Origin of the sequence: Streptococcus sp. UBA4344 (assembly GCF_002393675.1) — a bacterium.
Taxonomy (GTDB): Bacteria; Bacillota; Bacilli; order Lactobacillales; family Streptococcaceae; genus Streptococcus; species Streptococcus vicugnae.
Map to the genome: position 1 here is coordinate 111,494 of NZ_DGTE01000032.1, position 20,425 is coordinate 131,918.

The 20,425-nt window shown below is 37.6% G+C and carries 22 protein-coding genes; 3 read left to right on the forward strand and 19 right to left on the reverse strand.

Annotated features, from left to right (window positions below; all coding sequences use genetic code 11):
- Nucleotides 1–73: 73 nt before the first annotated feature.
- The 11 genes from B4D49_RS06360 to B4D49_RS06410 form a co-directional block, all read right to left on the reverse strand.
- Complete coding sequence (locus B4D49_RS06360) at nucleotides 74–568, reverse strand: PTS system mannose/fructose/N-acetylgalactosamine-transporter subunit IIB (protein ID WP_009853259.1); 495 nt, start codon at nucleotides 566–568, stop codon at nucleotides 74–76.
- 21 nt (nucleotides 569–589) lie between these two features.
- Nucleotides 590–1,018 carry a PTS sugar transporter subunit IIA gene (locus tag B4D49_RS06365; protein WP_003067864.1) on the reverse strand — a complete coding sequence of 143 codons (429 nt, stop codon included), beginning with the start codon at nucleotides 1,016–1,018 and terminating at the stop codon, nucleotides 590–592.
- A 165-nt stretch (nucleotides 1,019–1,183) separates the two neighbouring features.
- The gene (locus B4D49_RS06370) at nucleotides 1,184–2,491 is read right to left on the reverse strand and encodes an ABC transporter substrate-binding protein (RefSeq protein WP_414717965.1); all 1,308 of its coding nucleotides are present in this window, start codon (nucleotides 2,489–2,491) and stop codon (nucleotides 1,184–1,186) included.
- Entirely contained in the window at nucleotides 2,478–3,161 is a 684-nt protein-coding gene (locus B4D49_RS06375; protein WP_003067868.1) for a response regulator transcription factor, read from the reverse strand. The genes B4D49_RS06370 and B4D49_RS06375 overlap by 14 nt, the downstream gene beginning before the upstream one ends.
- A complete protein-coding gene (locus B4D49_RS06380; RefSeq protein WP_027968033.1) occupies nucleotides 3,158–4,474 on the reverse strand; it encodes a sensor histidine kinase in 1,317 nt (438 codons plus the stop codon). The genes B4D49_RS06375 and B4D49_RS06380 overlap by 4 nt, the downstream gene beginning before the upstream one ends.
- Complete coding sequence (locus tag B4D49_RS06385; protein WP_286783572.1) at nucleotides 4,474–5,439, reverse strand: sugar ABC transporter substrate-binding protein; 966 nt, start codon at nucleotides 5,437–5,439, stop codon at nucleotides 4,474–4,476. The genes B4D49_RS06380 and B4D49_RS06385 overlap by 1 nt, the downstream gene beginning before the upstream one ends.
- Before the next feature lie 166 nt (nucleotides 5,440–5,605).
- On the reverse strand, nucleotides 5,606–9,526 hold the full coding sequence (locus tag B4D49_RS06390; protein WP_286783573.1) for a GH32 C-terminal domain-containing protein: 3,921 nt from the start codon (nucleotides 9,524–9,526) through the stop codon (nucleotides 5,606–5,608).
- Between the two features lie 198 nt (nucleotides 9,527–9,724).
- Entirely contained in the window at nucleotides 9,725–10,525 is an 801-nt protein-coding gene (locus tag B4D49_RS06395) for a Cof-type HAD-IIB family hydrolase (RefSeq protein ID WP_286783574.1), read from the reverse strand.
- A gap of 129 nt (nucleotides 10,526–10,654) precedes the next feature.
- Nucleotides 10,655–10,882: a sulfurtransferase TusA family protein gene (locus B4D49_RS06400; protein WP_014293788.1), complete on the reverse strand. Its 228-nt coding sequence runs from the start codon at nucleotides 10,880–10,882 to the stop codon at nucleotides 10,655–10,657.
- A gap of 2 nt (nucleotides 10,883–10,884) precedes the next feature.
- A complete protein-coding gene (locus tag B4D49_RS06405; RefSeq protein ID WP_286783575.1) occupies nucleotides 10,885–11,928 on the reverse strand; it encodes a YeeE/YedE family protein in 1,044 nt (347 codons plus the stop codon).
- Nucleotides 11,929–12,077: 149 nt separating this feature from the next.
- Nucleotides 12,078–12,473, reverse strand: a complete 396-nt coding sequence (locus B4D49_RS06410) for a single-stranded DNA-binding protein (protein ID WP_199544694.1) — start codon at nucleotides 12,471–12,473, stop codon at nucleotides 12,078–12,080.
- Nucleotides 12,474–12,582: 109 nt separating this feature from the next.
- Between B4D49_RS06410 and B4D49_RS06415 the strand changes: the two genes are divergently transcribed.
- Entirely contained in the window at nucleotides 12,583–13,299 is a 717-nt protein-coding gene (locus B4D49_RS06415) for a class I SAM-dependent methyltransferase (RefSeq protein ID WP_199544696.1), read from the forward strand.
- A gap of 34 nt (nucleotides 13,300–13,333) precedes the next feature.
- Here B4D49_RS06415 and ytpR read toward each other — a convergent pair whose 3' ends face one another.
- From ytpR to B4D49_RS06430, 3 genes are read right to left on the reverse strand one after another with little or no spacing between them, the layout of a single operon-like run.
- Entirely contained in the window at nucleotides 13,334–13,960 is a 627-nt protein-coding gene (ytpR, locus tag B4D49_RS06420; RefSeq protein WP_286783576.1) for a YtpR family tRNA-binding protein, read from the reverse strand.
- A gap of 8 nt (nucleotides 13,961–13,968) precedes the next feature.
- Nucleotides 13,969–14,286: a thioredoxin family protein gene (locus tag B4D49_RS06425; protein WP_268732963.1), complete on the reverse strand. Its 318-nt coding sequence runs from the start codon at nucleotides 14,284–14,286 to the stop codon at nucleotides 13,969–13,971.
- Entirely contained in the window at nucleotides 14,279–14,572 is a 294-nt protein-coding gene (locus B4D49_RS06430) for a DUF4651 domain-containing protein (protein WP_286783577.1), read from the reverse strand. The genes B4D49_RS06425 and B4D49_RS06430 overlap by 8 nt, the downstream gene beginning before the upstream one ends.
- A gap of 117 nt (nucleotides 14,573–14,689) precedes the next feature.
- Here B4D49_RS06430 and pepA point away from each other — a divergent pair, with 117 nt between their 5' ends.
- Together pepA and proC are read left to right on the forward strand one after the other, a co-directional pair.
- A complete protein-coding gene (pepA, locus tag B4D49_RS06435; RefSeq protein ID WP_199544702.1) occupies nucleotides 14,690–15,757 on the forward strand; it encodes a glutamyl aminopeptidase in 1,068 nt (355 codons plus the stop codon).
- Between the two features lie 61 nt (nucleotides 15,758–15,818).
- Nucleotides 15,819–16,589 (forward strand): pyrroline-5-carboxylate reductase, encoded by a 771-nt coding sequence (proC, locus tag B4D49_RS06440; protein WP_132868819.1) that lies wholly within the window; start codon nucleotides 15,819–15,821, stop codon nucleotides 16,587–16,589.
- A gap of 51 nt (nucleotides 16,590–16,640) precedes the next feature.
- On the opposite strand, the gene B4D49_RS06445 is transcribed toward proC, so the two are convergent.
- The 5 genes from B4D49_RS06445 to B4D49_RS06465 all read right to left on the reverse strand — a co-directional run bounded on the left by B4D49_RS06445 (nucleotide 16,641) and on the right by B4D49_RS06465 (nucleotide 20,398).
- Nucleotides 16,641–17,276, reverse strand: a complete 636-nt coding sequence (locus tag B4D49_RS06445) for a CPBP family intramembrane glutamic endopeptidase (protein WP_199544704.1) — start codon at nucleotides 17,274–17,276, stop codon at nucleotides 16,641–16,643.
- A gap of 10 nt (nucleotides 17,277–17,286) precedes the next feature.
- Nucleotides 17,287–17,739, reverse strand: a complete 453-nt coding sequence (locus B4D49_RS06450; RefSeq protein ID WP_199544706.1) for an ABC transporter permease — start codon at nucleotides 17,737–17,739, stop codon at nucleotides 17,287–17,289.
- A gap of 85 nt (nucleotides 17,740–17,824) precedes the next feature.
- The gene (locus B4D49_RS06455) at nucleotides 17,825–18,022 is read right to left on the reverse strand and encodes a helix-turn-helix transcriptional regulator (protein WP_199544708.1); all 198 of its coding nucleotides are present in this window, start codon (nucleotides 18,020–18,022) and stop codon (nucleotides 17,825–17,827) included.
- Between the two features lie 166 nt (nucleotides 18,023–18,188).
- Nucleotides 18,189–19,388: an acetate kinase gene (locus B4D49_RS06460; RefSeq protein WP_286783578.1), complete on the reverse strand. Its 1,200-nt coding sequence runs from the start codon at nucleotides 19,386–19,388 to the stop codon at nucleotides 18,189–18,191.
- Between the two features lie 53 nt (nucleotides 19,389–19,441).
- Nucleotides 19,442–20,398 (reverse strand): class I SAM-dependent methyltransferase, encoded by a 957-nt coding sequence (locus B4D49_RS06465; RefSeq protein ID WP_132869477.1) that lies wholly within the window; start codon nucleotides 20,396–20,398, stop codon nucleotides 19,442–19,444.
- Nucleotides 20,399–20,425: the final 27 nt, after the last annotated feature.

The following is a 20,425-nucleotide window of genomic DNA, read 5'->3' on the forward strand; positions in this document are numbered from 1 at the left end:
TCTTCTCCTATATTATTTAAAAAATTTTTTATTAAGTCATCAGAAGCCTTAGCTTCTAGATAAACTGTCAATATTAATAACCAAATTTAGATTTGAAATCTGACCAGTATCCAATTGAAACGTCAGGTAGAAGTTGGAATTTAACTTTGTAACCTGCTTTTTCGATTGCTTCAATCGCATCAGCTTCTTCTTGTGTGATTGATTGGTTGTTACCAAGTTTTACAGCACCTGGACGGTCGTTACATGGGCCAACGATGATTTCTTTAACATCGCTTGGAACAAAACCTTGGTCAACCAAAAGTTTTTTCATGTCAATTGGGTTTTTAGTGATAACAAAATATTTTGTATCTGAATCCAAAACTTTTTGTGATTTTTTACCAAAGGCATCTACTGTCCAAACAAAAGTTTTCTTGTCTGAAGCACCTTTATAAGCTTGTGTCAAAACTTTGTTGCTTGCAGCAGCATCGTTTACGGCAATCAAACCATCACATGGATATTCTTTTGCCCAGCGTGTTACAGTTTGGCCGTGGATCATACGGTCGTCAATACGTACAAATGAAACAGTCATTGTTAATCTCCTTTTTAATTATTAAATGTCGTCTTCTTCATCATCTGAAGCGATTTTGAATTCTTGAAGAGCTGCTTGAGCTTCTGGCAAAACAGCTTGAACAAAAGCATCACCCTCGAGCATATCTTTCATAACTGCTGAGGTAATTGCCATTGGTAAATTCATACCACCTAGGATAACAGCGTCATCAAGTTTGCCAAGTTCGTCCAAAACACTGCAAGCTGTTGTAAGTGGGCTACCACCAACAATATCTGCAAGAACGATAACTGAATCTTCAGCTGTCAAACCTGAAATGGCTTGTCTGAAATCTTGCGCAAAATCATCAACAGTTTTTCCGTTTTTCAAACCAACTGCAATGACTTGGTCCATCTTATCTTCAGCAAACATAGCCAAAGAAGTTTTGAGACCTTCTGCAAAACCACCATGACTCACCAGTAGTAAATACTTCATAGTTTTATCTCTCCTTATCTGTCTATTATTCTATCAGTGTATTAAGCGTTTTCACACTCTCGATTGTCATATCATGGCAATGACAATCGCCATATTGAAAATGACAAATGTCATTTTTAGAAAACATGAAAAAAGCCTGGAACAATTTATTCCAGACTTTCTTTTTTATTTTAAACTATCCTCAATTTCTTTTTGAATAGCAAACAAATCACTATCAATACTGTTATTAGCTAGTGATTTATTGATGATGTAATCTGCTTGATTCATCACGCTGTTGTAAGTTTTAAAGGTTGGCTTCGTCACACCTTGGCTAAGCATGGAATCTAGTGTTGAAACAGTCAGTGACTCAGAACCAAAACCGTCTTCTTTCAATTTATCTTCTGTTGCTTGACTACGCATGACAGATTTCAAAACTGAACTTCCTTGAGAGTAATTAAAGACAGATTGTTGAACTTTTTCATCTGTACACAAGAATTTTAGAAATTGCCAAGCTGCGCTGCGATGTTTCGTTTTTGACGAAATCGCATAGAGTGATGTTGAAACCTGCGTCGCATCAACACCTTTTTGGCTGGCTGGCATGGTTACACAAGACCAAGAAAATGTTGAATACTTAGCAACGTGGTAAGGGTAAGGTTTGTAAGTTCGATACATGGCTAATGACATTGGAATAAAGGCAACTTTTCCTTCATCAAAGTCTTTCATTGTCACTTCATAATTTCCATTTAAAGCTTTTAGCTGAGTAATTAAGCCCAAGGCTTTTTTAACCTTTTCACTATCAAAATACGCTTTGCTACCTGTTTCATTGAAAAGTTTTGCGCCGTAAGCAGCAACAGCTTGCTGCCAAGTATAGCCAACGCAACCATACTGATCAATGACCCCGTCACCATCTGTATCCTTAGTTACTTGTTTACAAATATTATAAAAATCATCAACCGTCCAACCTGATTTTGGAATGCTAATGCCTTCTTTTTCAAGAAGATCAATGTTAATACACATCATGGTTGGATTACTTTCAAACGGTAATGCATAATGGCTATGATTATACTCTCCTGCTTGATAAGACGAGTTATAAAAGATTGAATCATAAAAACTAGTGCTGATACTACTGTCCAAATTTGACAGAGCACCTGTTGATGACAAAAGGTTAAAATCATCTTCTGGCACGATAAACACATCAGGTTGTTTCCCAGCCACAATCTGATCTGTCAACCAAGTTGAATAATCGGCTTTTGAAATCCCACTTTCATAGACAACCTTGACCTTAGGGTGTAGTTTTTCAAAGCGTTTAATAGCTGTATCAATCACTTTATAATCGTTACCATTTGGCACATCCCAACTGCTGCCAGCATAGACACCAATTTTTAAAATTGTCTTTTGTTGCATTTGATAATAGACATAACCACCAATACAAGCACTTAAAAGAACAATCGCTGAAAGCCAAAGTTTTATCTTGGTTAGTTTAGTCATGGTCATCATCCTCAAATGATTTGAGCGTTACACCTGTCTGAACCGCCCAAATCGCTAATTGCGTACGATCTCGCAAGTTGAGTTTTGACAAAATGTTAGAAAGGTAATTGCGCACCGTTCCTTCTGACAAATACAACTTCGCAGCAATTTCTTTGTTTGACAAACCAAAACCAATTTGTTGAATGATACGCCATTCCATTTTACTAATGTCGTGAACCAAATCATCGTCAACTTGGATAGCAAAATTAGATTGAGCCATTTGTGAAAAAAGTTTGAAAACTTTTGTGGCAATATCTGGGTTTATCATGGCACGTCCTTCATTGGCTGTTACAACAGCATCATGCAAATCATCCATTGACGTTCCTTTTAGCATGTAACCTGTCGCACCGTATTTAAGAGCGCTGTAGATAAAATCATCATCATCAAATGTCGTCAAAATGATAACCTTGATATTTGGATAATGCTCTTTGACCGCTTTGGTACACAAAACGCCATCCATTTTAGGCATACGAATATCCATCAAAATAACATCAGGTTTGCTCGTTGGCAGAGTTTCTAGAACCTCTGTTCCATCACTCACAGCCCCAACAACTTCAATATCAGGATAAGCTGATAAAACAATCTTCAAAGATTCGCGAATCAACTCCTGATCATCTGCAATAAGTACTCGTATCATCCTTCTTCTCCTTGTATTTTAGGGATATGAATCGTTGTAGAAAATCCATCTTTACCAGAAAAGGCAACGCGACCACCAATAATAGCTAAACGTTCTGTCATCTGCGTTAAGCCAAAACCATACTTGATGTTTTCACTTCCTGTTCCATTATCCTTAATCAATAAAACATAATCACTCTCACTCAGCATGCTAATTTTAATCTTGGTTGCACGACCATGTCGCAAAGAATTCGTCACAGATTCCTGAATAACTCGGAAAATAACGTCCTCCTTGGTCTTATCAAAGTCAACATTATCCCAGTGATAATTTAAATCAATTTGCAAGTGTGACAGCTCTTGGTACTCTGAAAGCATCTTTTCTAGAGCATCTTTCAACGTACGATTTTCAAGAGCACCTGGTCGCATTTTATTAAGAGAACGTCGAACATCGACAATCCCTTCGCGAACAACATTTGATACACTGCTTAATTGTTTTTTAGCATGTTCTGGGTCAAGGTCAATCAAAACCGTCACGGCATCAATCCCTGCCGAAATCCCCGTCAAAGCATGCCCAATTGTGTCGTGAATCTCACGCGCAATACGTCTACGTTCCCTATCTTCGGTAATCTTTTCAGACACCGCAACGTACTCCTTCAAACGTGTATTGGCTTGCGCAGCCATCAATAATTCTTCCTCAATCTTATGATTTTCTGTCACCGAATAAATAATATAAGTCATCAATGAAATGATAAAGACAATCATATTAAGTGATACCAATCCATTCTTGATGAACGAAATCACAAGACGTGTACTTGCTGGGAAGAAATTAATATAAACATCCAAATCTGGTGTTCTCACCAAAAGTGACAGCACATCATAATTTGACAGCAAAAGCGAACCAAAACTAGCTACAATAAAAAGCAGCCAGGCTTTTTTTTCACGGAATGTATAAAAGTCTGTATATGAAAAGAAAATATCCATGAAGACCAATAAAATCAAACCGTTATAGGATAATTGCAAAGCAAAAAAAGTCGCAAACAGCAAAATGATTTCAAGAACTGCCAGCCAGTCACGCGCCTTAGTTTCTTTTTCAAATTCACGATTTCTGACATACATTACCAAAAGTAAGCCAATAAAAAATAAATTTGACAGCCAAAAAATTCGCTCAGGTGAACTTGGAATAATATTGATTTTTTCTAGCAGCGAACGACTAAAATTATTTTCAATAATGTACTTAGTCGCTGACAGATAGACAGAACTGTAAAAAAGCACCGCCATAAAATTGATGACTAGCAATGCACGTTTGGCAACTTCAACATTTTTTAAAATTTTCATTATTGCCACCCCGTTAAATCACTATTTAAGACAGTTTCACTCGTCATGAACTCAACTGGAATAACAATCTCTTTATCCACTTTTTTATCATGGTAAAGTCGATAACCAGCTTGAATAGCCTTCTCACCAATGGTCAAAGGTGATTGTGCAACGGTAGCTTGAATGGAGCTAGTTGTTGCTAACAAGTTTTTCATGTCAGGCGACCCGTCAACACCATAGATTTTTACAGGCGCTGTAACTTTCATATTCTCAATAGCAGCTAGTGCCCCGATTGCAACTTGGTCATTAAGCGCCATGACCGTATCAAAATCTACCCCAGAGTTGATAACCGACTCAACTTGTGGCATGGCAACCTCGGTCTGACCTAAACAATCTTTTCTATCAACAATTTGATAGCTATCATGTCCCTTGATTGTCGCCAAAAAACCATTAATACGATCTACTGCAGACACCGCTTTTTGGTGTTCTAAAAGTAAAATTTTGGCACTTGATTGAGTCTGCATAAGATTTTGCGCACATAAGACACCAGCTTGATAGTTATCAGACACAATCGTCGTGTCAACTGGAGAATTATCTGAAAGCTGACTATCCACAACCACAACCTTAATGCCTGTTTCCTTAGCTTTCTTCAAAGCTTTAATCAACTTTTTACTGTCAGCATCAACAGGATTAATGATGATAATATCCACTCTCTTTTTGATAAACAGTTCCACTTGCTGAGTTTGTTTATTAACATCAAGCGCTGGGTCTCGTGTGTAGAGAATATCATTTTTTTCCTCTACAATTTTGTCAATTTCATTATTTAGAACCTTATAGAAATCATTGTTCATGGTCATATAAGTTGCCCCGATTTTGACACGATTTTCATTATAAGGAACCAATTTGTAATGAAGATAAATGCCAAGCATCGTTAGCAGCGCAATAAAAACGCTTACTAATAATGCTATAAGTTTTCCTTTTTTCATTCCCTACCTTCTCTACTTACTCAAAAATCTCAACTGATAATATACAAGTATTATAGCATGTTTAAAATGTCTAGACAATTTGACCTTGATTGACACCTAGCAAGAAGACAAAAAAGAAAGGAAAACAAGTGTTCTCCTTTCTTTCATTTCCCTAATATCCTAAATATTATGATTCTTTTTTCTTGAAGAATTGTCCAAAGAATGCTCCCATAGCCGCTAGGATTGATAGAATACCAAGTCCAGCAAGATGATTATCTTTTTCACCAGTTTGTGGCAAGACACTTTCTGAAACAACCGCAGATTTTGGAATAACTGGAGCTTTAGCATCTGCAACTTTGACTGATTTAGCAGGCGCTTTAGCTGCCAATGTAGTTGTTGCAACTGCTTGTTCTGAAGGTGTTTCTTCCAGTGTTTGAGGATCTGTTGGCACGACTCCACCATTTTCTCCGCCTCGTGTTGGTTCTTTAGCATCCAAATCTACTACGAAGAAGTTTTGAACTTCAAGTTCACCATCCCAAAGACCTAGACCAAGATATGGATTATTGAAGAAGTCTTCAACTTGATCAAATGTGTAAGACATTGCCAATTGATTATCAACAAAGACTTGAATAGCATTTGCTGATTTCACCAAACGAACGTGGTGGAATTGATTGTCGTTAATGGCTGCTGTCATTGTTGATTCTGCAATAGTATCACCGTAGAAGCGGAACATACGAACAGAGTTATTTCCACCGAATTGGATTGTGTAGGCATTGTTAGCATCTGGATTGCCTGAAGCAAAGAAGATATTTACAATTCCGCGACCGTATTTGATATCCAAATCCATTTGATAGTTTTCGTATGGCATCTTATCGGCTGCCATGTAAATATCGTTTGAGCCATGGTTTTCAACTTTCAATGATTCACCGTCAGCATGCCAATCACCAGCGAAGACTTTCACATCTTTAACGTTTGTCTTGAAGTTATCTTCTAGAATATCAAGAACAAAATCTTGATAAACTGCCGGGTTAGATTTAGATTGTGCTCTAACAATCACTTGACCTTTCTTAAGTGCTTTAACGAAGACTTGATTACCAGAAATTTCTGCTGACACATTACCATTGTTAAGAATTGACCAAAGCAAATCTTGGTTAGCAACTGCTGGAGAGACGTACGCTTTAACCACTGTGCTGTCACCAACATTCATTCTGACATTCTTAGCAGACGCAGGCACAATACTTTGTGGTTCAGTAGTTTCAACTTTATCTTTCCAAATACTCTTCAATGGGTAAAGAACGATATCTGCTGTAGATTCATAACCTTCAGAAAATACACTTAATTCAAGACTTTGAGGTGATGTGAAGATTTGGTTAGCACCTGCGACAGTATCACCTTTTGTGAAGACTTCAACACTAGCACGGTCAACAAAGATATGAAGGTCAATACTTCCATCAGCGTTGCGTGTTACTGCTTGGCTATCAATATTTCTAAAGAGCTCTGTAAGGATGATACCTGATTGACTACGGTCAATAGCGATTCGTCCTGTTTCTAAATCGTAATAAACCTTAGTCACTTCTCCTGGACCTACTCGAAGGTTGAAACCAACTTTTGTTGTTCTGTTACTTGGATTAAAGTGAGCAACAATTTCATAGGTATCACCAGAGAAATCTTTAAAGAGATTATTATCTTTACCAACAACAACGTCTTTGTACTCAACTTTGTTGTCTACATCACGTAAGCTTTCATATGCTTTGATTGGTGTTTGAGTAAGAACGTATTTATCACCGTCTTTGACAAGACCTAGTGTCAAGTTAAGGTTGAATGTACCATTGAATTTTTGACCAACACGTTCAGCTACAAGGTTACAATAGTTATCCCAAGTATTCATCCAGTTAAGCTCAATAATTTGAGGAAGTGTTGGATTAGCTTTAGTACCAAAATCTTGTACGTAGTAAGTCATTGCAGCGTATGAATCTTTACCAAAGTTCATGATACCATCTGATTCTTGATAATCAGCGTCTGCAACAAATTTCCAGTGTCCATCAACTTGTTTTAAATCACCAACTTTATAGTAACGTCCACCACGAGAAAGAACCCATTTCACTGTGTTGCCTTCTGCCATGATTGGGTAAAGGTCTGGACATTCAGTGTGAAGATCTGGATATGTTGATTCAACAGACCAATCTAGGAGATTATCTGATGAGTAAATACGAAGTGGTCCACCTGCAAGAACCATGAACCATTTTCCTTCCCAACGGAAGACTTTAGGGTCACGGAAATCACGATTTTGCAATGGGTCAGTTGACCAGTCAGCTGCAATTTTATCGATTTTTTGCCAAGTTTTACCTTCATCTTTACTGTAAGCAACTTTGATACGTTGACCTTCACCATCAGCTGTAATCAAGGCAACCAAGCCACCTTCGTTACCGTCAAACAAACCACTTGTGTTGTTATTATCAGCTACGATACAACCTGAGAACATTGCCCCGTTATAGTCTGGATAGAATGCAATTGGTTGATCTTCCCAGTGAATCAAATCCTTACTTGTTGCATGTGCCCAGTGCATTGGACCCCATTTAATATCATCGTAGAATTGGTAGAACATGTGATAAACACCATTGTAGTAAACCAATCCGTTAGGGTCATTTGCCCAGCCATCTTTAACAGAGTAGTGATATTGGTCACGGAAGTTTTCATTATAATAAACTTCTGCTGATTGACGGCGGTGAACATTAATACGGTAAGTTGATGTCACTTCGTAACCGTCTACTGTGTAAGTACTTGTTACTGTGAGGTAGTTAGCACCAACTGATACCGGAATATCGCTTGGATTTGAATAAACATTACCTTGAGCATCTGTCACTTTGATAACTGCAGCTGGATTATTAGCAACAAAACTTAAGTCAACAGTTGAAGCATCATGTGATACGTATTGGATATAAACAGCACCTTCTGGGAAGAATTGTCCCTTAGGTTCAACTGGACCATTTTTTGAAGTAACTGCGACATCTTTAAGAAGTGGTAATTCTGCATCAGTAAGTTCACGGTAAAAAGTATTTTGGAAAATCATTTCACCATTCCAGTTCAAAAGACCGAAACTACCATCTTTGATGTATGTTGTTTGACCAAGGTCGTCACGTTGGATAGTGTAGTCACTCAAGTTTGCAACCAAAATACCGTTGATATAGTATGAAATCCAACCATCAGCTGCCACAACTTTCAAGAAATATTTATTGTCTGGAGTTGCTGGGATTTCTTTATCATTGATAAGATTTGCTTCAGCCCAACGCCATAATCTTGCTTTGTGTGAATTTCCGTCAAGGTTTACAACATAACCTTTTAGATTTTGAGCATCACCAGTTGAACGGAAAACAAGCGAAGCTGCACCTGTATTTTGTAAGAATGTTACATCTGTTTGGAAGACAAAGTTTTTACCTGTTGAGGTTGAGAAAAGGAAGTTATCACCTTTTCCAACAGCATTACTATACAAACCATCTTCACGAACTTCCCAAACATTTGCATCATAACTCAAACCTTGAAGATTTGTATTATAGTTAGTTTCTTTTTTCTTAGTCAAATTAGCAGAAAGGGCTTTTTTAGTTTTTACGGCACTCACGCTAGGTTGGTCAGTTTTTTGTTTAAGCGAATCAGTCACATCAACTTTTTCTTCAGCATCTGATGTCTCAGTTTTTTGAGCATCGTCTGAAGTTTCAGTCGCAGGTTCTTGATTTTCAGTCACTTGATTTTGTTGTGTAACATCTTGGTTTTCTGTTACTTGATTTTCTTCTGTGACATTTTGATTTTGTTCTTCAACAACTCCTTGTTCAGTTGGTGTTTGATTTTCTGTAACCGGAGTTTCTAACTGATTAGCAGGTTGTTGTACTTCTTGACCTACTTCAGTTTTTTGGTCTGTATTTGCGTTTTCTGAGTTTATGTTTGTAACCGCTACCATTCCTATCGATGAAGAAACAGCTTCATCAGCCATAACGGGTGTAGCCACAGTTCCTAAGACCATACCACAAACTAAAACACCACAACCATAAATCCATTGTTTACCGCGTTTGTGCATAAACCAGTTGACACATTTCTTTTCTTGTTCTTTTTTCATAAGTCCTTTCTCCTATTGAAATTTGTCGAAGTAGCTTCAACATTCAACAGAGATAATATTACCAGAAAAAGAAAGCGCTATCACCAAACGTTTGTCATCAGCTTGATATGACAAAAATCAATTTTTTTAGTGGCAAAAGTCATCAAAAAATTCCTACATTGAAACGTAGGAATTTAGCAATCATTATAAAAAAATCGTTTATCTAGCTAGTTTAAATTTCTCTAAAACCAAAGCAATCCCATCATGGTTGTGGTTTGCAGTCACGTGTCCAACACGCTCCTTAACTTCCTGCGGAGCATTTGCCATGACATATGCCTCGCCTGCAACTTCCAGCATGTCTAGGTCGTTAAAATTATCACCAAATGCTAAGGTTTCAGACGTATCAACACCATAATGGTCGGCTAATAGGCTAACTGCGCGTCCTTTTTGAATGCCGTTTGCCATCACTTCTATGTAATACGGCAACGAACGTGCAATCGACAAGCCAGGATAGAGTTCTTTTAACTTTTCTTCCAAGGTAACCATTTTCTCTGGTTCTCCCATCAAAAGCAGTTTATGAACTTCAGACAAATGCCCAATTGCCTCCAAATCCGCCTCCTGAGAAACCAGTCCAACAACTTCTTCCTCACGAGAAATCCATTTATTCATTCGATTTTGCGACAACCACTTTTCACCACTGTAAACATTCCAAGCAACCTCTGAAACTTCTTTTTCTAAATACTGACAAATGGCTTGCGCTTCTTGTGGACTCATCGGACAGCTATCAATCACTTGCCCTTGTTCATCTTGGGTGAGGGCACCATTATAGGAAATCATGGGTACATCAGGTAAAAAATCTTTCAAAATTGGCTTAATCGCCTCTGGCATACGCGCCGAAACTGGAACAAATAAAATACCTGTATCAACAGCATGACGAAGAGCTTGGCGTGTCCTAGGCGTCACTTTCAAGGCATCATTAATAAGAGTGCCGTCAATATCACTAAAAATTATTTTTACCATTGTACTTTTCCTCCTATTTTCTCTCAGTATAGCACTTTTTGAAAAGGGTTTCAAAAACTATTTCCTGATAATAACAAAAAAAAGCCCAAGTCAAAAACTAACTCGAACTTGGGTTGGTTAAAAGGTTAGTTACTGTTTTTGAACAACAATCTCCCATGAAGCTTGACCAACTTGTTCAAAACGCGTAACAGGGTAGCTATTCTCTGCTGCCCAATTTGGAATACTCTCCGTTGCTTGTGTACAATCAAATTTAATAAGAAGTTCATCACCAATTGATAATTCTTTCATCTTGTTTTTAGCATCAATCAATGGAAAAGGACACACTAATCCACCCGTTTCAAGTTCTACCACAGCCATAACTACTCTCCTTTCGAATATTGATTTGGCTTAACAAATATAAAATAAGATGCAGTCCATACTCCAAGAATAGTTAAGGGCAAAGCAATCCAACCTTTGCTAGAGATGACCGCTGTCGCTGTTAAACCATTTCCAATCGTACATCCCCCTGCCCAAGAAGCACCTATTCCCATAAGAATACCACCAACAGTGCTCTTCCTAATAGTTTTTATATCAGGAAGACGCCATCGGAATTCTCCAGCACCTCGAGCAGCAATATAAGATCCTAGGAATATTCCCAAAACAAGAAAGACTCCCCAATTAAGTAAATTAATATCACCAGTCGCAACATAACTAATAAGATTAGCAGAAGGTGTTGTAATACCCAAACCACCTGTACGTCCAGCAAACTCACTTGCTGGCCATGCTATAAGAGCAATCAAACCAATGACGAATCCAGCCCAAAACTTATGATATTGCTTTTCAAAAAGCAAATGTCGAATTCCTTTATATTTGGGAGCAAGAGTAGCAACAATTTTTTTAGGTTTATTTAATTCTCTGATTACTAAAAGTATTGTTACAATGACTAAAAGTAAAACAAAATACCACACCGAAATACCTAATTGCCCTGCTAAATTATCGTTAACTACCCAGTATTTGGAAATTGCTTGATTTAAAAATTGTAAAGCACCGTACTTCATACTTGCTGCACTTAACATATAGAAAAATAAGGCCACCCAACTACCTATTAATCCTTCAGCTGCACGATACCAAGTTCCTGTAGCACAACCACCTGCTAACACAATACCAATCCCAAACAAATAAGATCCTATAATCGCCCCCAGCACTGAGTAATCCTCATAAGGAGAGGAAACAATTCCCAACTTAATTAGACTAAGAACACCAACGCTTTCTACCGTGATTGCTGTTAAAAACGCGTAGAATAAAGTATTATTTTTGGCAATATACATATCTCTAAAGCCACCTGTCATACAGAACCGTGTACGTTGCAAGACAAACCCAAAGGCAATACCTACAAGACCACCTGAAATTATTTTTAAAAGCATTTATTACCTCCGAATTAATGATACGATTAGATTAACATGTTTCAATGTAATTGCCTAATCTATTTTTCTTATAACCAAATATAAGAAAAATTTATCTCACTAAATAACAAAAAAAGCCCAAGTCAAAAAATAACTCGAGCTTGGGTTGGTTAAAACGGCAATTCTTCCTCTTCTAAAACTAAATCAGCGAGGTCGTTTGCCACATTATTTTCTCGTATGGCGCGCTGCGCACGGCTTTCTAACAATTGGAAAGACTGACAGAGCACTTCTGTCACATAATTCGTATGACCATCTTTTTCATATTTGCGTGTGCGAAGTTCACCATCAACCGAAATCAAACTTCCTTTACCAGCGTAAGAAACGAGCGTTTCTGCCAAACGTCCCCAAACCACCAGTGAAATGAAGTCAGCCTCACGTTCACCATTTTGTGATTTAAAGCGTCGGTTAACGGCAAGTGTTACACGTGTAACAGATTTCTCATTTGGCGTTGTCACAAGCTCAGGCTGTGCCGTCAAACGCCCAATCATAATAACTTTATTGTACATCATTACCTCCTATCTTATTATTCGAAAAAAATTTGGTAATCCACTTTAAAAAAGAATTTTTCAAAATATTCTGTTAAAATAAAATATATTTTACAAGCTAGGAGATTTTATGACAGTCAATATCAATGCCTACAAAGAAATGCTGAATCAGCCTTGGGGAAAAATCATGTACCGTTTGATTTTTGCACAACTCAACCACATCAAAGATAAACAAATCCTTGATTTTGGTGCTGGTTTTGGAACAACCTCAGAATATTTATCACAAAATAATACCGTTACTGCGATTGAACCAAATGCTGATATGCTTTTTGCAGATGGCACACAGACCTTCACTAAAATCAATGGTAGTCTAGATGCTTTAAAAGAATTGCCTGATTCATCTTTTGATATCATCGTTTGCCATAATGTCTTTGAATACATCGACAAATCTCAACATCAAAAATTCCTTAATGAATTTGAACGCCTCTTAAAACCACATGGTGAGCTTTCCTTAATTAAGCACAATCTTACTGGAAAAGTCTTACATCAAGTCATTTTTAACAATAATATTGAAGATGCACTTTATCTCTTAGATGGGAAAGACAGTTACAATAGTTCATCATTCGGACGTGGGGAAACTTACAGTATTGAAGAGCTTACCAACAAAACTAACTTAAAACTTGAAAATTACCAAGGTTTACGCACCTTTTATGCTCTCCAACCAAATGCCTTCAAAACTGAGGACGGTTGGCTAGAACGTTTAACAAAAATGGAACTAGCTGTAGCTAACCAAAAACCCTATAAAGATATTGCTTTTCTACAGCACCTTACTTTACGCAAAAAATGAAACGAGCTAGAATATTCTAGCTCGTTTCATTCTCTTACCCTTTCCAGTGTTTTTCTGGGTTAAAGGCTTCACCGACAACAGCTGTGTCATCAAGTTCGATAATACCACGTTTTTGTGGTGCGTTTGGAAGGGCTAATTCACGAGGTGAGCACATCATACCAAAGCTCTTTTCACCGCGAAGGGCACCTGGGAAGATAAGGCTTCCGTTTGGCATCATAGCACCTGGAAGGGCAACGATTGTTTTAAGTCCAACAGCAGCATTTGGAGCACCTGCAACGATTTGAACAGTTTTGTCATCTGAGATTTGCACTTGGCAAATGTTCAAGTGGTCACTATCTGGGTGAGCAACCATTTCTTTGATTTGACCAACAACAAATTTTGGTGAAGGGTCATTTTCCAATTGTTCGCTAAAGCCTTCTTTTGTCAATTCAGCGTTAAGCTTAGCAACATCTTCATCAGACAAAGTCACTTGTCCAACACCTTCAATTGTAACCAAGCTTGACACTTCAAAAATATTCCAAGCAACTGTTTCACCATTTTTCTCAAGGAAAACGCGTGAGACATTGCCTTTGCGTTCATAGTCAAGTTTAGCACCTTTGCTATCTTTGACAATTACCATGAGGACATCACCGACGTGTTCTTTGTTGTACGTAAAAATCATTTTCTCTCCTATTTCAATCCAGCTAAAAAGCTGTTAATTTCTGCTTTGGTTTTGCGTAATTTATTAACTAAACGACCAATTTCTTTCCCATTTTCAGTTACCACAAAACTTGGAATCCCAAAAATATTCCAGCGTTGTGCTACTTCCATGAAATCATCACGATCCACACGGACAAAGGTGAATTCAGGATTTTCTGCTTCAATTTCAGGCATGACTGGATAGATGAATTGGCAGTCTGGGCACCAATTTGCCGTAAAAAAGAAAACCACTTTTTCAGTTTTTTCTAGATAGGTAGCCATTTCTTCATAGGATTTTGGGCTAATCATTTTTCTCCTCCTCATAGCTAATCTCACCATTTTGGTAAACAAATTGAAACGTCCGACCGTCCTCTAAAACAAGACCACCAGTCGTTCTCTCCTTATCAGATTCAAAAGCATTCACATAAAGCACCGAGATATTGTCAAATCGACTAAAATAATCACGAATGGCTTTCTTAATCTGTTCTTGTCGCTTTTCTTCGCGTTGTTTTTTCAGGATTGTTCCCAAAACAATGATACCGCCGACTCCCACAAGGCCAAAACGTGACAGTAAGCTTCTTTTTTTGTTTCTCATACGCTTTATTTTAGCATATTTCAGCACATAATACCAAGGTCCAAATATTTAATGTTATTTCAATCTAAAAATTGTCAGAAAACGTGGTAAAATAGAAACCATAGAATCGAGGTTTTTATGTCAGACTTATTTTCAAAAATAAAAGAAGTCACTGAACTTGATGGTATCGCAGGATACGAACACAGTGTTCGTGACTATCTTCGCTCAAAAATCACTCCACTTGTTGATGACGTGCAAACTGATGGTCTTGGTGGTATTTTTGGTATCAAAAATTCTGCCGCTGAAAACGCACCTCGCATCATGGTGGCTGCACACATGGACGAAGTTGGTTTCATGGTCAGCGAAATCAAAGCCGATGGAACAATGCGTGCTGTTGGTATCGGTGGATGGAATCCATTAGTCCTAAGTTCACAACGCTTCACACTTTATACACGTGATGGTTCTGCTATTCCAGTTGTTTCTGGTTCAGTCCCACCACATTTCCTTCGCGGAGCAAATGACTCTGCATCACTTCCAAAAATCGATGACATCATCTTTGATGCTGGATTTACGGATAAAGCTGAAGCGGAAGCCTTTGGTATCCTTCCAGGTGATATCATTGTTCCAAAATCTGAAACTATCCTCACAGCAAACCAAAAAAATGTTATCTCTAAAGCTTGGGACAACCGCTTTGGTGTGCTTATGGTAACAGAGTTGCTTGAAAGCCTTAAAGGTCAAAAACTTGATAATACACTTATCGCTGGGGCAAACGTTCAAGAAGAAGTAGGTCTTCGCGGAGCACATGTATCTGCTACAAAATTCCAACCAGAACTTTTCTTTGCTGTTGACTGTTCACCAGCCGGAGACATCTATGGTAACCAAGGTAAAATTGGTGATGGAACACTTTTCCGTTTCTACGACCCAGGACATGTGATGCTAAAAGATATGCGTGACTTCTTGCTCACAACTGCTGAAGAAGCTGGTATCAAATACCAATACTACGCTGCCAAAGGTGGTACAGACGCTGGTGCTGCTCACCTCAAAAACGGTGGTATCCCATCAACAACTATCGGAGTTTGTGCACGTTACATTCACTCACATCAAAGCCTTTATGCTATGGATGACTTCTTACAAGCACAAGCCTTCATCCAAGCTATTGTTAAAAAACTAGACCGCTCAACTGTTGACCTCATCAAAAAATACTAGAAAGGAGCTAGGGGACTCAGGTCATTAAACATTTCTCTTGTACTTTCCCCTTTGTCTTACTATGAAAATTGGATTTATCGGAGTCGGAAAAATGGCTACTGCCATCATCAACGGACTAAATGCAACATCACACGATATCATCATTTCAGGTTCTTCACTTCCTCGCTCACGCGAAATTGCAGAGCAGCTTGAAGTTGAAGCAGCTCTTTCACATCAAGAACTTATCGACCAATCTGATTTGGTTGTCCTTGGTATCAAACCCCAAATGTTTGAACCCGTTCTTGCTGGACTTCACTTCCACCAACCCATTCTTTCAATGGCAGCAGGGGTAACACTTGAACGTCTTGGCAAATTAACTGATCCAAATCTTCCACTAATCCGTATTATGCCGAACCTCAACGCTCAAATTCTTAAAAGTACAACTGCCATTTGTACTAATGACAAAGTCTCTGCAGAACTCCTAGCAGCCGCTAAAGAAATCACAGACAGTTTTGGATCAACTTTTGATATTCCTGAAAAAGACTTTGATACCTTCACTGCTCTTGCAGGATCAAGCCCAGCTTACATTTACCTATTTATCGAAGCCCTTGCTAAAGCAGGTGTCAAATACGGTATTCCAAAAGAAAAATCACTGGACATTGTGACACAAACCGTCCTTGCTAGTGCTGAAAACCTGCTTCAAGGTTCTGATAGCCCACATGATTTGATTGATAAAATCTCAAGTCCTGGTGGAACAACAATCGCAGGTTTGCTTGACCTTGAAAAAACTGGCTTAACAGCTAGCGTTATTTCAAGTATTGATGCAACAATCGATAAAGCTAAAGCTTTGTAAACGATAAAAATATAAAAAGGTTGAGACAGATTGTCTCAACCTTTTTATGTATTAAAAAAACATCGAAATAACACCAAGAAAATTATTGACTGCATGAAGAGCAATTGAACATTCAAGCTTTTGTGTCTTTTGATAAACCAAAGCGAGCACCAATCCCATGCCTCCATAAAGAATCCAACTGCCAATGTCCGTTGGCATATGAAGAGCTCCAAAAAGAAAAGTACTAACACCAACTCCTAGTTTAGAAAACTTAAAAGCTTGCTTAACGATAAGGCCACGAAAAACAAATTCCTCAACAATCGGTGCTGCAATAACAGTCAAAACCAATAACATTAACGGAGACATCCCAAGTTGCTCAATAACAGATTGGTTAAGCGTATCAGTTTTTGCACCATGTTCTAAAAATAAAGTAATGCCTCCAAGCATTTTGATAGGAACCATAATCAAAAATCCCGTAAAGATACTTTTCCATGCATCCCACGTTAACAAGTGTTCCATGTGATTTAAAAATCCCAAACGTTTAGCAACATAAACCGTTAACAGTGTAACTAACAGCAAAGAAACCATAATAATTAAAGCTTGCCAAGTTGGCTGATTTTTTCTGAGAAAAACTGTAGGCAATTGTTCCAGAAGAATTAATCCTACCGCTAAACCAAGATATTTAAAAAATGATACTACTTTTTTCATAACACTCTCCCTATAAAATCTTTGAAAGAATTCCTCTAAGTATTAAAAATCCTAAACTCAAACTATACAACCAGATTAATAACAACGTAATGTAAGACAATTCAACGCTAAAGAAAGCATATAAAATAATCAAGACAAAATTGATTAAGAACATCATTACTAACATTGATACTGCTGTCATACGCAAAATAAATTGATTACGTTCATCATATGCAGCAATATAAGCATTCTTTAAACGCTTGGGTTGATGACAAACTATCCAATAATAGATGGCAACAATCAAACCACTACTACCACTTCCAAGCAATAAACCTGAGGCAAAATCATTAGCTCGAATGACAAACGATAATATAATCCCTAAAATCGAAAGTATCAAAATTACATACGATACTTTCATCAAATAACTTCGATATTCTTCCAATGTTTTCTTTTGCTGACAACTTTGAAGCGCCTTTAATAGCATTATTTATTTTCCTTTCTATTCTGTGAAAAAACCGTAACACGTCTACTTAAAACCAAACCTATCTTTTCATACTCTCTATCTCCTATTATTCTTCGTCAAAGATAAAAACTTCTTCGATTGTCATGCCGAAATATTTAGCGATTTTATATGCTAATTCTAAAGAAGCATTGTAACGCCCTTTTTCTAGAGAAATAATCGTCTGTCTCGTTACCCCCAATGCCTCAGCTAATTCAGCCTGACTAACTTTATTTGCTTTTCGGAGTTCTTGAATCTTTGTTTCCATTTGTCCCTCCAATAAATGATACTTAGTAAAGTTAACTTTACATTTTTAGTATAGTACGCTTTACATTTTATGTCAAGTTTATTTTACATTTTTTTATAAAAGCATCAAAAAAGCTGACCCTAAGGTCAGCTTTTCTGGTCTTATCATAATATAATATTTTGATAACTTAATTAGTAAGGTGTTTGAAACGTTCAACATCACGCGCAATTACGAGTTCTTCATCCGTTGGAATAACAACTGCTTTCACGCGAGCTTGATCTGTTGAAATCACACCATAAGCACCTGAAACGTTCTTAGCTGGGTCAATATCGACACCAAACCAAGTCATTCCAGAAATGACATCCGCACGGACATCACTAGAATTTTCACCGATACCAGCGGTGAAGACAATAGCATCGGCACCATTTAAAACGGCGAAGTATTGTCCAATATATTTTCTCAAGCGATCAACATACATATCGTAAGCAAGTTGGCATTTTTCATCACCTTCTGCTTTTCCTGCTAGAATATCACGCATGTCACTTGATTTTTCCGAAATACCGAGTAAACCTGAATCACGATTCAAGATGGTACGAATTTTTTTAGGATCAGCCATCGCTGGCTCACATTCTAACAAATAAGTAATGACACCTGGATCAATACTTCCTGAACGTGTTCCCATCATTGTACCACCAAGTGGAGTTAATCCCATTGAAGTATCAACAGATTTACCACCTTTAATAGCTGTAATAGAGACTCCATTACCAATATGACAAGTAATCAATTTTAAGTCTTCCAAAGGCTTACCTAAAACCTTAGCTGCTTCTTGAGCAACATATTGGTGACTTGTACCGTGTGCACCGTATTTACGAATCTTATAATCAGTATAATAACGATTAGCAATAGGATAACGGTAAGCTACTTCAGGCATTGTCATATGGAAGGCAGTATCAAAAACAACAACGCTCGTAATATCAGGCAATATTTCCTTAAACGCTTTAATTCCAAGAGCTGCTCCTGGATTATGAAGCGGTGCTAGCATTGATAATTCTTCTACCTGTTGAATCACCGTATCAGTCACTAAGGCCGATTCTTTGAAATAATCACCCCCAGCTACCACACGGTGACCAACACCAGTTATCTCATCATAACTAGCAATAATGTCCATCGAAATCAAGTCATCAAGAAGAATTTTTACAGCTGCTGTATGGTCTGGAATATCTTTCGTTTCCGAATACTTCTGACCATTGAATTTCACTGTAGAAACACTGTCTGCAAGGCCGATCCGTTCAATTAAACCTTTTGCAATAACTTCCTCTTCAGGCATTTTGTACAATTGCCACTTGAGACTTGAGCTTCCTGCATTAATAGAAATAGTTTTCGCCATAAATTTACCTCTAAAGCGCTTTCATAATATATCTCTATTTTAGCACAACTATTTTAAAAAATCATATTTTCAACATTCCATTTTTTGAATTTCTCAATAAAATCTGTCAGAGCTTCGCGACTTTGCAAGTCAGCAAGCGGGTAAACAAATGTTTCTGGGGTATGTTCAGCCTGTTTCTTTAAGACAAAAATTGACTTAGCATTGGCCGCATTGCCGAAAATAGATTCTGGTAAAGTAATCACCGCAATAACATCAGCGTAATCCTTCAACCATGCCTTTAACAAATCACTTTGTTTACTTGTCAAAAGACTAACCGGTGCTAAAAAGACAGCAATACCATCTTTTTTGAGATATTTGAGAGATTGTTCCATCAACAAATGATGCGCATAAGTATGCCCTTCACTACTTGCTACTTTATAGCGTTTCGCAATTTCATCATTTGGATAGAAGCCGACTGGAAGGTCACTGATGATGACATCACTTTCCTTAAGAATCTGTGGTCGTACAGCATCTTCTTGAATAAATTGAGCTTTAGAATCCATCACTTCGGCAATACTTGCTGACAAATCGATTAACAAATCATCAACTTCAATTCCAAGGTAATTCAAGTCTTTAGATGAATTATTTAGCAAGGTTTGAGCAAGATTACCTGTTCCGCTACCAATTTCTAAAACATCAAGTTCTTTTGAAGCTGTCAAATTCTCAATAAGGAACATTAAGATAAAGCCAATAGCATCAGGTGTAAATTGGTGGTTTGCCTGAAGTGCTTCTGTCTGAGCAGCTTTAATAAAAATAAACTGAAAAGCACGACGCCATTCTTCTTTACTTAAATCAAGTTGGCGTAGTTTTTCATTATTTGCAGCTACTGTTTCATTGGCACCTTCAGCACCAAGATAAAAAGAGTTTTGTTCAATAAGTGCATCGTAAATGTGTGTTTTCAACTCATTTTCGATTAACTGTATATTTTCTAGAATCAGCCCATAAGCTGTTTCGATTTTTTCAAAATTCATTTTCCCCTCCAAAATTAATCATATCAA